Genomic DNA, 13445 nt, shown 5'->3' with positions numbered 1-13445 from the left:
TCAAATTTAATTGAATTAATCTTAATTTCAATTATGAAAATACTATATCACGCTTTCATTTTGTCATCAAGAACTTATAGGACATACACTAGGAACACAACCACCATAATCGTTTGGAGTAATCCTTTCATAACAGCTCCACCAAGAAAACCAAGCAATGAACCTACACCTACTTGAACAGATTCTTTAAAAGCTTTTCGATGAATAACTAGTTCAGCTAAGATAGCCCCGATAAATGGTCCAAGGATGATCCCTGCAAACGGAATGACAAATGGGCCAACAAGTAAACCAATTGTACTCCCCCATATCGCCGCCTTTGACCCTCCATACTTCTTCACGCCAAATAAATTACTAGCATAGTCCACAACAAATAATAGCATCGTCAGCAGAACTTCAACAATCCAAAAGGAAATAGTCATTGAACCAAAATCAAAAAACACCCCATACAGGATAAACCCAACATAAATAAATAGTACGGCTGGAATAATTGGATAAATCAATCCCACAAATGCAATGATGAATGACGCAATGATCAGGCACCATAATAGAATATCCACGCTTTTAACCTCCCTTCAACTTGACTCTATTTTAGCGGAGATGTCACTTTTCTTCTATATAATGATAAAAAGAAGCAGAGGCATCCCTCTGCTTCCCACATTTATTCTTCTCCAATGACGGCTTCTGCAATATTAACCGCATGGTCACCAATACGCTCAAGGTTACTGATGATATCAACAAAAACAATTCCAGCACTTCCAGTACATTCACCCTCATTTAGACGAAGGATATGCTGCTTACGAAGCGTTCTTTCCATTTTGTCGATCTTATCTTCTAGCTTAACAACTTCCTGCGCCTTAGCTACATCCCATTTATCAAGTGCATCAAAGGCTTCATTGAGTGCAGAAAGAGTCAGATTAAACATTTCATCAAGGTCTTTCATAGCAACGTCAGTCATCTTCACTTTATTGCTTATTTGATAATCAACCAACTCAACAATATTCTCCATATGATCGCCAATACGCTCGATATCACGAACTGAGTCCATTAGCATACCGTGTCGTGTCGACTCATCTCCAGACAGAGAAGTTGCTGATAATTGGATAAGGTAATCTGTAATTTTATTATCCAGGTTGTTAATAGCTTCTTCATACTGAGCGGTTTTTTCAGCGCTCTTCTGACTCTTAGATGTTAAATAATTTGATGCTTCTTTAACACCCTTATAAGCAAATCCGCTCATTCGAATCACTTCTTCTTTAGCTTGTCCTAATGCAACAGATGGAGAGCGTTCGATAAATACTGGATCAAGGTGTTTTGGCTTATATTCAATCGTTGCATCATCACCAGGAATAATTTTTGTAACGAGATAGGCAAGTCCGGCAATGAATGGGAACTGGATAACAGTATTTGTAATGTTAAAGATCCCGTGTCCGAATGCAATCGTCATTTCCGGTGTTAAGTTTAATACATCTCTTAAGTATTCAATAAACGGCGTATAGGCGAATAAGAATATTAGGAAAAGCGCCGTTCCAATTAAATTGAAAATAACGTGAGTCAGTGCTGTACGTCTAGCGGCAACGGATGCACCGATAGAAGCAAGAACTGCGGTAATCGTTGTACCGATATTATCTCCAAACAGAACTGGTAATGCAGCTTGAATATCCATTGCGTTCTGTGAATAAAGACCTTGCAATACACCAATTGTCGCACTGGAACTTTGTACAATGACAGTAAATACTGTACCGATCACAACGCCTAACAGTGGGTTCGAGCTCATGCTTACTGTTAATTCTTGGAAAGCCTCAAGGCTACGAAGTGGTTTCATTCCCGTACTCATTAATTCAAGTCCAAAGAACAACGCACCAAATCCGAAGACGATTTGACCAGCGTAGTTAATTTTCTTGTTTTTAAAGAAGAAAATTAACAAAGAACCGATGGCTATAATTGGAAGTGCGTAATCTTTAATAGGAAAACCAATAATAAATGCTGTAACAGTTGTACCAATGTTCGCACCCATTACAACGCCAATTGCTTGCTTCAGAGTCATAAATCCTGCGTTAACAAGACCGACTGTTAAAACCGTTGTTCCTGAACTACTTTGTATGAGAATAGTTACAATGACCCCAGCGAGCACACCCATAAACGGGTTAGTCGTAAAACGATCGAGAATGTCTCTTAATCGATCACCTGCTGATCGTTGAAGGCCGTCTCCCATATACTTTAGTCCAAACAGGAAAATACCAAGACCTCCCACAAACTGAAAGATCATCTCCTGAACGTTGAGTTCCATCATTTCAACCCCTTGCACTTACGTTTTATTTTTTTCGACAATACTCAACAAAGTCCCTTGTCTATTATCTACATCGCTCCCCCCTTTGTAAAGAGTTAATATAGATTTGTAAAGATATTATGCTGAAAACAAATTTATTTCAATAAAGTTTCACCAAGAATACTGTTCCCTTCTCTCTATATAAGATAAACTGATTGGGTGGAGAAACGCTCCACATTTAGAAAGGAGATTATTAATTTGAACGTTTTTAAACAACTTTACTACAGCTTATTTTCCCCTAAGATGATGGCCAGATTCCGTTTTCAAAAGCTAGGCAAGCCAATATTGTACGTGTTTTTACTTATGTTCCTTTCTTCTGTGCCAGTAGGAATTATGACGGCTCTATCCTTTACAAACGCTTATGAGGATCTCAAAACACATATGTCAGATCTACCAGAATTCACTTTAGAGGACGGATCTTTAACAAGTGAACAGTCTGAACCGCTTATTCGACAAAATGATGAAAATACTTTTATTTTTGATGCGACAGACCAGACAAAGCCTGATGATGTTGATCAATATGATTCCGTTATCGCATTCCTAAAAGATCGTGTAATCGTTGTAGATAGCGGTGCTAGACAGGAGTTTAATTACAGTAACTTTAGTTCGATGACTTTCACGAAGCAAGATGTTAATGAGCTAAGTAATAATCTGGACAACCTGCTCCCTATCTTTATTCCGTTACTGATATTCGTTATCTATTTGTTTCAAACCGGCCTTAAGTTTATAGGAGTTACCGTACTAGCTACAATTGGACTACTATTGAGAAGTATTACCGGAAGAAAAGCTTCTTATAAACAACTTTGGGTCTTATCTGTTTATTCAGTAACAATTCCAACGCTCTTCTTTGCGATTATGGCACTCATTAAAACAGCAGTCCCTTTAGGATTCCTACTTTATTGGATTGTGGCCATCATGCTACTTTATCTTACGATTAAAGAAATCCCGTTACCAAAAAAACGTGTAACGAACGAGCGAGCAAATGATTCAACAGAAGAAAAATTTTGATAATTTACTCAAATCCCTTGCTTTTCACTTTAAAGTGATGTAGATTATGAAAAAAGCGACACAATAAAATTCCATATATTTTCAATTCTTATCAAGAGAAGCAGAGGGACTGGCCCTATGAAGCTTCAGCAACCACCAGATATTTTCTGGTAAGGTGCTAACTCCAGCAAGTTGATTTCAACTTGGAAGATAAGAAGAAGAGCAACCAAAGTCTTCTTCTTATAGAGGGCTTTTTTTATTGCCCTTATTCAATGAAAAGGAGATTGATTATGTCGAATAAACAGTTAGAAACACTACTTGTCCAATTAGGTAATCATTCAGATACTAAAACCGGTGCGGTAAATCCTCCAGTGTACTTCTCCACATCGTATAGCCATGAAGGCATCGGTCAATCCACCGGATTCGATTATTCAAGAACCAAAAACCCGACACGATCCATTTTAGAATCCGCTATATCAGAACTCGAACATGGTGATCAGGGATTTGCTTTTAGTTCCGGAATGGCTGCGATTCAAGCAATCCTTGCCATATTCAAAAGCGGCGACCATATTCTCGTCTCAGATGATTTGTATGGTGGGACTTATCGATTATTTGCCCACGCTGAAAAACATTATGGTATCTCCTTCACATATTTTGATACACAAAGAAATGAACAACTTTCATCACTCCTAACTCACCGTACAAAAGCCATTTTTGTTGAAAATCCATCTAATCCATTAATGAAATTAACAGATCTTGAAAAAATTGCACGGATAGCAGAAAACAGGGACCTATTATTTATTGTAGACAATACTTTGTTCACCCCTCTTCTACAAAACCCACTACTGCTTGGGGCGGATATCGTCGTGCATAGTGCCACTAAGTATTTAGGCGGTCATAATGATATTCTCGCAGGGCTTGTGGTTGCAAAAGGTGAGAATATTTGCGCTGAAATCCAACAATACCAAAACGGTGCAGGCGCTGTGCTTTCTCCTTTTGATTCCTGGTTATTAATGAGAGGCATGAAAACCTTGCCACTCAGAATGAAGCAGCATGAAGAGAATGCCAGAAAGGTAACTGAATTTTTAACAAATCATGAAGCAATAACAGACGTTTTTTATCCAGATAAAGGTGGGATGCTTTCTTTCAGATTGCGGTCCGAAGAATGGGTAGATCTCTTTCTTAGAAAATTAACACTTGTCACATTTGCTGAAAGTCTTGGAGGGGTAGAAAGCTTTATCACATATCCTTCAACGCAAACTCATGCTGAGATACCAGAAGACATCAGACTTGAAAAAGGGGTGTGCAATCGACTGCTACGTTTTTCTGTTGGGATTGAAAACATTGATGACTTAATACAGGACCTGAATCAAGCATTGTCCATTTTTAAAGAGGAGGTTGTTCAAATTGACAAATACTGATTATACATTTCAAACAAAACTTCTTCATAACGATCACAAATTTGATAAAGCTACGGGAGCTGTTAGCGTCCCTATCCAACAGGCTTCTACATTTCATCAGATGGATTTTGACCAACCTGGAAAATACGATTACAGTCGTTCAGGCAACCCCACTCGCGAAGCGCTTGAAGAAACAATTGCCAATCTTGAAGGTGGGGTTAAGGGATTTGCGTTTGCTTCTGGGATGGCCGCTATCGCCACCTCGTTTATGCTCCTTTCACAAAACGATCACGTTCTTATATCTGAAGACGTCTACGGTGGGACGTATCGCATGATTCATGACGTTCTCGGGAGATTTGGAATTAAACATACTTTTGTAGACATGACAGATTTAAATGAAGTGGCGAGAGGTATTCAATCCAATACTAAAGTAATCTATATCGAAACGCCTTCTAATCCTTTGCTGAAGGTAACTGACATTCAAGCCGTTGTTAAATTAGCTAAAGCGAATAATTGTTTAACATTTGTCGATAACACCTTTATGACACCTGCTCTACAACGTCCGTTAGACTTCGGAGCCGATATCGTATTGCATAGTGCTACGAAATTCATTTCAGGACATAGCGATGTCGTCGCTGGTCTTGCTGCCGTAAAAAGTGAGGAATTAGCGGAACAGCTTGCATTCCTGCAAAACTCGTTTGGATCGATTTTAAGCGCTCACGATTCCTGGTTAGTTCTCCGTGGCTTAAAAACATTGCATTGTCGGCTAGATCAATCGTCTAGATCTGCGTTTCGTCTTGCGCATGCTCTTACTAAAGAAAAGATGGTAGAAGAAGTCTTTTATCCAGGGCTTTCTTATCACCCTGGTCACTCCACTCATATTTATCAAGCCGCTGGTCCTGGTGCAGTTTTGTCCTTTCGGTTACCTGATGAAAATGCCGTGCGTCTATTCACAAAGCATGTTCAAATTCCTGTTTTCGCGGTAAGTCTTGGTGCCGTAGAATCAATTCTCTCCTATCCAGCTAGAATGTCACATGCTTCTATGCCTCCTATAGAACGAAGAAAACGAGGCATCACAGATGGATTATTGCGATTGTCTGTGGGACTTGAAAATCCTGATGATTTATTAAAAGATTTCAAAAATGGATTTGCAGCTATTAGAAAGCAATACTCCGCTTCCGAAGCGAGTGGTCAACTATGAGTTTCCTTAATAAATTAAAAAACAATATTCTAATCGGTGATGGCGCGATGGGAACACTTCTCTATTCATATGGGGTAGATCAATGTTTTGAAGAGTTAAACCTATCGCATCCAGAGCAAGTATTAAACATACACCGCGCATATGTAGAAGCAGGTTCAGACGTGATACAAACGAACACCTATGGAGCAAACTACAGTAAATTAGCGAGATATGGTCTTGAAGATCTTGTAAAAGAAATGAACACTGAAGCTGTTAAATTAGCTCGACAAGCAGCAAACAAAGCGACTTATGTATTTGGAACGATCGGTGGCATACGAGGAATCAATACTCAAAAGACTTCTCTTGATGAAATCAAACGTAGCTTTAGAGAACAGTTATACTGTCTTCTACTTGAGGGCGTTGACGGGATCTTACTCGAAACTTATTACGATCTTGAAGAAATTTCATCAGTCCTTGGGATTGCTCGAAAACAAACGAACCTCCCCATAATAGCTCAAGTTTCCATGCATGAACCCGGGGTTTTACAAAACGGGACCTCCCTTCCATCTGCTCTTAAACAATTAGAAAAGTCTGGAGCAGATGTGACAGGTGTTAATTGTAGACTAGGGCCATATCACATGATTCAAGCTTTTGAAGAGGTCCCCCTTTCAACTAGTTATCTCTCTGCTTATCCAAATGCAAGTTTACCTGACTATGAGGAGGGACGATTGGTTTACCCCACTGCCCCTGATTATTTTAAACAAAGTGCTGAATCTCTCCGCAAACAAGGTGTTCGATTAATTGGAGGATGTTGTGGTACAACACCAGAACATATTGCTGCTGTTTCAAAAGCTTTAAAGGGAACAAAACCTATTACTCATAAAAAAATAGAAGTAATAGCTAAAGAAGTCACACAAACCGAAAACAACATAGAACGTTTGCCCCACTTGCATGAAATTGCTCAAAAGCAACGTTCTGTTATCGTAGAGCTTGATCCGCCTAAGAAGCTAAATACAAAGAAGTATCTCCAAGGTACGAAGGCCCTACAAGAAGTCGGAGTAGATGCTATTACACTAGCTGATAATTCCCTTGCCTCACCTCGTATTTGCAATACAGCTATGGCATCAACTATTCAGTCACAATTTAATGTTCGCCCTCTCGTGCACATAGCTTGTAGAGACCGGAATATCATCGGATTACAATCGCATATAATGGGGCTTCATACACTGGGAATTAATCAAGTACTCGCTGTTACTGGAGATCCTACAAAAATAGGAGATTTTCCAGGTGCAACTTCTGTATATGACGTATCATCTTTCGACCTTATCCGGTTAATCAAACAATTCAACAACGGGTTATCTTGTTCCGGTAAATCACTTGGGATGAAGACTTCCTTTTCGATCGCAGCAGCTTTTAACCCTAATGTTCGCCATCTTGATCGAGCTGTCGCAAGACTTGAGAAAAAACAGCAGTATGGGGCGGATTATTTTATTAGTCAGCCTATCTATAGCGAAGAACAATTAATCGAAGTACATGAAGCTACAAAACATTTAACGTGCCCTATTTACATCGGAATCATGCCGTTAACAAGCTATCGAAATGCCGAATTCCTGCATAATGAAGTACCAGGAATAAAATTATCTGATTCAATACGTAAGCGAATGTCCACAGCCACCGATGCCAGTGAGTCACAAAATGAAGGACTCGCCATCGCAAAGTCCTTAATTGATGCAGCATTCGATTTATTCAATGGCATTTATTTAATAACACCGTTTTTGCGCTACGAATTAACAGTAGAATTAACTCGTTACATTAAAGAAAAAACTCGTATTGAAGAAGAAAGGAAGATTCATAGTGGTCTACCCCTCATTTGAAGATCTACTTAAGAAGAGAATTCTTGTTCTTGATGGAGCCATGGGAACAATGATTCAACAGGCTAATCTTAAGCCCGCTGATTTTGGTGGTGAAGATTACGAAGGCTGCAACGAATACTTATCTTTAACAAGACCAGACCTTATCTCCTCAATACATGATGATTACTTAGCTTGTGGTGCTGATATTATTGAAACGAACACTTTCGGAGCGACCGATCTCATTCTCGACGAATATAATCTTGGCCATCTTGCTGAAGAGCTTAACTACACATCTGCCATTCTAGCAAAAGAAGCAGTTTCAAAAGTGACGACATTTGATAAGCCCCGTTTTGTAGCTGGTTCAATGGGGCCAACAACAAAAACATTATCTGTTACAGGTGGCACTACATTTGAAGCTCTATGCCGATCCTATCAATTACAAGCAAAAGGATTACTAGAAGGTGGCGTAGATCTCCTCCTTGTTGAAACAAGTCAGGATATGCTAAATGTTAAAGCCGCTTTTATTGGGATTTCAAAATCTTTTAAAGAAAGCAATCGTTCTGTTCCCCTTATCATTTCTGGTACTATCGAACCGATGGGAACAACTCTCGCAGGTCAAAGCATTGAAGCTTTTTATTTATCACTTGAACACATGAACCCGGCTGTTGTTGGTCTAAACTGTGCAACAGGACCAGAATTTATGAGAGATCACCTCCGCTCTCTATCAGATCTTGCCACAACTTCTGTGAGTTGCTATCCAAATGCGGGTCTTCCAGATGAAGAGGGGCATTATCATGAAACGCCAGAAAGTTTGGCATTAAAAATTAGAGGATTTGCGGAAAAAGGATGGCTAAATGTAGTTGGCGGTTGTTGTGGAACGACACCTGCTCATATCAGAGCGATATCAGATTCTGTGAAGAATGTTCAGCCTAGAAAAGCGCCTCACTCCCACCCGCACGCAATTTCAGGGATTGAGCCATTTATCTATGACGAAAACACAAGACCTGTTCTTGTCGGAGAGCGGACAAATGTGATTGGTTCACGGAAATTCAAACGTCTTATAGCTGAGGAGAAATTTGAAGAGGCTTCTGAAATTGCTCGATCACAAGTAAAAAAAGGAGCGCAGGTTATCGATATTTGCCTAGCAAATCCTGACAGTGACGAACTTGCAGATATTGAGAATTTCATGAAATATGTTGTAAATAAAGTAAAAACCCCTCTTATCATTGACTCAACAGATGACGCGGTGATTGAAAAAGCCCTTTCTTATTCACAAGGAAAAGCGATCATCAACTCAATTAACCTCGAGGATGGAGAAGAACGATTTGAAGCTGTCACTCCTCTTATTCATAAATATGGCGCCGCCGTTGTAGTTGGCACTATTGATGAGTCAGGGATGGCGATAACAGCTGAACGTAAGCTCGAAGTTGCCAAACGCTCACATGAGCTACTCGTTTCTAAATACGGTCTCAAATCTTCAGATATCATTTTTGATCCACTTGTTTTTCCAATCGGAACAGGCGATGAACAATACATCGGCTCAGCTTCTGAAACAATTGAAGGGATAAAGCTTATTAAAGAAGCGCTCCCGGACTGTCAGACTATACTCGGAATTAGCAATGTATCATTTGGGCTTCCTCCTGTAGGGAGAGAAGTATTAAACGCTGCCTATTTGTACCACTGTACAAAAGCAGGATTAGATTACGCAATTGTGAACACTGAGAAATTAGAACGATACGCTTCCATTTCTGATAAAGAAGTTCGGCTTGCAGATGAACTTCTTTTCGAAACAAACGACATGACTCTTGCTGATTTTACAGCTTATTATCGTGGTAAAAAGAAAGAAAGCAAAGTACAAACGTCGAACCTCACGCTTCAAGAACGACTTAGTTTATATGTAGTAGAAGGAACAAAAGAAGGTTTGCTGCAGGATTTAGAAAAAGCCCTTAATGAATACAGTTCTCCACTTCAAATTATCAATGGACCTCTAATGAATGGGATGGCAGAGGTGGGTAAATTATTTAATGATAACCAATTAATTGTTGCTGAGGTACTCCAAAGTGCAGAGGTGATGAAAGCTTCCGTCGCTTTCCTCGAACCTCACATGGAAAAAGAAGATGCCTCCCATACCAAAGGGAAAGTATTATTAGCAACCGTTAAAGGCGATGTTCATGATATTGGTAAGAACCTAGTTGAAATAATATTAAGTAATAATGGTTTCGAGGTGGTTGACCTTGGAATCAAGGTTACCCCTACCGATCTTATTCATCAGATTCAGGAGCAACAGCCAGATTTTGTTGGACTTTCAGGACTATTAGTGAAATCTGCCCAACAAATGGTTCTGACCGCTCAAGATATGAAGCAAGCTAAAATATCTATACCAATTATGGTAAGCGGTGCGGCTCTATCACGTAAATTTACCGATAATAAAATTTCAGCTGAGTATGATGGACCTGTTTTTTATGCAAAGGACGCAATGGAAGGACTATCGCTTTCCAATCGGCTAAGTAATGAAGAAGAAAAAAGAACTCTTATGGAAGAGCAATCTAAAAAAAGAGCTACTCAACCTGTCATAGAAAGGAAAACTAGCTCTAATAACGGAACGGCCGTTGCTGTTAAACCTGTTTCTAATGTAACGACTGATGTGCAGGTTTATCAGCCATACGATCTCGAGCCGCATATTTTAAGAAATTACTCTGTTGCACATATTGAGCCATATATAAATATGCAGATGTTAATTGGACATCACCTGGGTCTTAAAGGGAAGGTATCAAGACTATTAAAGGAAAAAAACGAGAAGGCTGTTCATTTAAAAGAAGTGGTTGACCAGCTGTTAACTCGAGCGAAAAAAGAAAATTGGATACAGCCCTCAGCGAAGTATCAATTCTTCCCAGCACAGTCCAATGGGAATGAAGTGATCATTTACTCTCCACATGATTATCAAACAGTTATTGAACGGTTTTCGTTTCCTCGTCAGCAAAAAGAACCTTTCTTATGTCTTGCTGACTACCTTCGTTCGGTATCAAGTGGTGAAATGGATTATGTTGGATTCTTTGCTGTTACAGCGGGAAGAGGAATTCGAGAACGTTCTCTAGAGTTAAAAAATAAAGGTGATTATTTGGAAAGTCATGCACTACAAGCATTAGCTCTAGAGACTGCTGAAGGTCTTGCTGAACACATTCATCAGTTGATGAGAGATAAATAGGGATTCCCAGACCCCACAGATTTCACTATGCAGAATCGATTTTCAGCAAAATATCAGGGGCAACGCTTTTCCTTTGGATACCCTGCTTGCCCCGAACTCGAAGATCAAAACAAGTTATTTGCACTCATTCATCCCCGAGACATTGGGATTGAATTAACGGATGGATGTATGATGGAGCCCGAAGCCTCTGTCACTGCAATGGTTTTCGCTCACCCAGAAGGAAGATACTTTAACGTTTTATAAGAAACAAAAGGAGGAGCCAGGGCTCCTCCTTTCTTATCTTATGGTAATTTTAGGATCGTTTCAAACGTATCATTGATGATCTTGAAACAGAAAAATAGTCTAAGCGAATCAATAGCATGTGATTATAGAAATGTCTTATTCATAGCTTTTTCTAAAATGTCCTTCTTTTCACTTTCACACATGTTATTGCTCTTTATTTCCAGCCTTTTCTTATATAAACTCTCTACATACTGTCCATATGACTGGTCATATTGCAACGAAAGGTCATCTCGAATTTTCTTTGCGAGCAACGGACTTGCTCCACCTGTAACAACAGATATCACTAGTCTTCCTCGCCTCAACGTTGCAGGTAGAGACACGTTACCTCTGTCAGCCTGATGTGATGCATTAACTAGCTGATTATCTTCGGCATGTTTGACAACAAATTCATTCACTTCATACGAATTGGTCGCTACAATAATTAAAAACGCATTATGTATATCACACTCCCTAACTGCGCGTTCCACGAGGGTAATATTGTCAGAATCCACATATTTCTTAATATCACTGTGAATATCAGGACTTACTACTTTTAGATTCGCACCGCAACCAAGTAGACCTTTGAGCTTCCTAAGCGCGATACGACCCCCTCCAACAATGACAACTTTTTTTCCTACCAGGTTAAGGGTAACTGGATATTCCCTCATACCTTTACCTCCATCTCATATGCTTCTATTACTCTTTCTTTCAATACATCTTTCAAAAATTCATGGTAGCCGAGGTAATGACAAAGATAGAAATCTGGACCATCTCCATCTAACCTACTTATTTTATGTTCCATTTCTCTCATTAGAACACCTGTAAATAAAAGATAAGGAATGACAAAGACCTGACTATTAGTGCCGTTTTTAGCGTGTTTAATTCCTTCATCAAAGGTTGGAGTTGCAGCTGCAAGATAGCACACAGAGACCTTTTTAAATCTCATCTTTTCAAGGATTCGCCTTGCGATTCGATCTAAATCTCTTATTATATCAGGATCACTACTTCCTCTCCCTACAAGTAGAGCACTTGCATCTTGTTGAATGGAAACTCCTGTCTCCCTAACTCTTTCTTCTATAATAGAGATCAACTTATCGTGTACTCCTAAAGGACATCCCATGTGAACAGTTATCGATGGAAATTCTCCAGAGACGCGCTCTACTTCGTTCGGAATGTCCTTCTTTACATGAGTTGCTGCAAGTAATAAGACGGGTACTACCACAATTTCTTTCGCACCTTGTTGTACACATGTTGATATACCCTGATAAATATCTGGCTTCGAAAGCTCAAGAAAACACGTCTCTTGGATTGGATACTCAAGTTCTTTTTTACACTTCTCAACAAATTCTACCGCTTGATTTCTTCCTTCTTTTACGCGACTACCGTGACATATATATAGAACGGCTTTCACTATCCACCACCTCCTATAAGGCGCTAACGACCGACTTAGTGCTTTGTTCATCTCGTGACATTTTCTCAAACCAATTCAGTTTCGACCTTAGGTTTACCACTTCACCCACGATAATCATGCTTGGGTTTTGCACTCCTGCTTTCTTTACATCTTCTGTTATTGTCTCAAGGGTACCCGTTACGGTTTGTTGCGTTTGTGTTGTTCCCCAGTGAACAAGCGCAACAGGAGTTTCTTTATTTCTTCCATATTTTCGAAGCATCGAGCAAATATAAGGTAGATTTTTCACTCCCATATAAATGGCGAGTGTATCTATACCTTTTGCGAGACTCTCCCAGCGTAATTCTTCTTCTTCGCCTTCTTTACGATGACCAGTTACAAATGCAAATGTTGAACTTAGTTCACGATGTGTTACTGGAATGCCTGCATACATAGGGGCAGCAATACCAGAAGTAATTCCTGGAACGATTTCAAAGGGGATTCCATGGTTTGAAAGGACTTCGGCTTCTTCACCACCTCGACCATAAACAAAAGGGTCTCCTCCTTTTAACCTTGTGACCACTTTCCCTTTAAGTGCATGCTTTACGAGAAAACGATTTATGGTTTCCTGTTTTAGCGTGTGGTAATCAGGTAGCTTACCGCAGTATATTAACTCGACCCCTTCTTTTGCGTAATCGAGAAGGTCTTGATTGATTAAGCGATCATAGAGGATCACATCTGCCTGCTCAATACACTTTACGCCTTTCACTGTAATTAAGTCGATGTCTCCTGGTCCTGCGCCAACTAGATAAACTTTCCCCATCTGATTTCCTCCTCCACGAGATG

General features: G+C 39.6%; 9 protein-coding genes, 1 pseudogene and 1 riboswitch. Of the genes and pseudogenes, 5 read left to right on the top strand and 5 right to left on the bottom strand.

Translation table 11 applies throughout. The features are described from left to right. Positions 1–74: 74 nt before the first annotated feature. Together ACIFPW_RS11310 and ACIFPW_RS11305 are read right to left on the bottom strand one after the other, a co-directional pair. Positions 75–557 carry a DUF456 domain-containing protein gene (locus ACIFPW_RS11310; RefSeq protein ID WP_430244261.1) on the bottom strand — a complete coding sequence of 161 codons (483 nt, stop codon included), beginning with the start codon at positions 555–557 and terminating at the stop codon, positions 75–77. A gap of 101 nt (positions 558–658) precedes the next feature. After that, complete coding sequence (locus tag ACIFPW_RS11305; RefSeq protein ID WP_430244259.1) at positions 659–2287, bottom strand: Na/Pi cotransporter family protein; 1629 nt, start codon at positions 2285–2287, stop codon at positions 659–661. A gap of 237 nt (positions 2288–2524) precedes the next feature. Between ACIFPW_RS11305 and ACIFPW_RS11300 the strand changes: the two genes are divergently transcribed. From ACIFPW_RS11300 to metH, 5 genes and pseudogenes are all read left to right on the top strand, one after another. After that, positions 2525–3334: a DUF1189 domain-containing protein gene (locus ACIFPW_RS11300; protein ID WP_283153977.1), complete on the top strand. Its 810-nt coding sequence runs from the start codon at positions 2525–2527 to the stop codon at positions 3332–3334. Between the two features lie 85 nt (positions 3335–3419). Beyond that, a riboswitch (SAM riboswitch) is annotated at positions 3420–3530 on the top strand. Positions 3531–3603: 73 nt separating this feature from the next. Further along, a complete protein-coding gene (locus ACIFPW_RS11295) occupies positions 3604–4734 on the top strand; it encodes a methionine biosynthesis PLP-dependent protein (RefSeq protein WP_430244257.1) in 1131 nt (376 codons plus the stop codon). Further along, entirely contained in the window at positions 4721–5914 is a 1194-nt protein-coding gene (metC, locus tag ACIFPW_RS11290; protein ID WP_430244255.1) for a cystathionine beta-lyase, read from the top strand. The genes ACIFPW_RS11295 and metC overlap by 14 nt, the downstream gene beginning before the upstream one ends. Continuing rightward, positions 5911–7767 (top strand): bifunctional homocysteine S-methyltransferase/methylenetetrahydrofolate reductase, encoded by a 1857-nt coding sequence (locus ACIFPW_RS11285; protein ID WP_430244253.1) that lies wholly within the window; start codon positions 5911–5913, stop codon positions 7765–7767. Before metC ends, ACIFPW_RS11285 begins: the two co-directional genes overlap by 4 nt. Beyond that, a pseudogene (gene metH, locus ACIFPW_RS11280) lies at positions 7748–11194 on the top strand (methionine synthase). The gene ACIFPW_RS11285 and the pseudogene metH overlap by 20 nt, the downstream one beginning before the upstream one ends. 122 nt (positions 11195–11316) lie before the next feature. Here metH and ACIFPW_RS11275 read toward each other — a convergent pair. Genes ACIFPW_RS11275 through cobA form a run of 3 tightly spaced genes read right to left on the bottom strand, consistent with a single transcriptional unit; the run spans position 11317 to position 13422 of the window. Further along, a complete protein-coding gene (locus ACIFPW_RS11275) occupies positions 11317–11880 on the bottom strand; it encodes an NAD(P)-dependent oxidoreductase (protein WP_430244251.1) in 564 nt (187 codons plus the stop codon). Beyond that, positions 11877–12623, bottom strand: a complete 747-nt coding sequence (locus ACIFPW_RS11270) for a sirohydrochlorin chelatase (RefSeq protein ID WP_430244249.1) — start codon at positions 12621–12623, stop codon at positions 11877–11879. Before ACIFPW_RS11270 ends, ACIFPW_RS11275 begins: the two co-directional genes overlap by 4 nt. Before the next feature lie 13 nt (positions 12624–12636). Continuing rightward, entirely contained in the window at positions 12637–13422 is a 786-nt protein-coding gene (gene cobA, locus ACIFPW_RS11265; RefSeq protein ID WP_283153972.1) for a uroporphyrinogen-III C-methyltransferase, read from the bottom strand. Between the last annotated feature and the right edge of the window lie 23 nt (positions 13423–13445).

The organism is Pseudalkalibacillus sp. NRS-1564 (assembly GCF_050467905.1).
Classification (GTDB): Bacteria; Bacillota; Bacilli; order Bacillales; family Guptibacillaceae; genus Guptibacillus; species Guptibacillus hwajinpoensis_B.
The sequence above is the reverse complement of the archived record's forward strand: the minus strand, read 5'-3'. Positions and strand labels throughout refer to the sequence as shown.

Coding starts and splice junctions, on each gene's coding strand:
- ACIFPW_RS11305 (WP_430244259.1), bottom strand. CDS start 2,287: ATGGAACTCAACGTTCAGGAGATGATCTTTCAGTTTGTGGGAGGTCTT.
- ACIFPW_RS11295 (WP_430244257.1), top strand. CDS start 3,604: ATGTCGAATAAACAGTTAGAAACACTACTTGTCCAATTAGGTAATCAT.
- ACIFPW_RS11285 (WP_430244253.1), top strand. CDS start 5,911: ATGAGTTTCCTTAATAAATTAAAAAACAATATTCTAATCGGTGATGGC.
- ACIFPW_RS11275 (WP_430244251.1), bottom strand. CDS start 11,880: ATGAGGGAATATCCAGTTACCCTTAACCTGGTAGGAAAAAAAGTTGTC.
- cobA (WP_283153972.1), bottom strand. CDS start 13,422: ATGGGGAAAGTTTATCTAGTTGGCGCAGGACCAGGAGACATCGACTTA.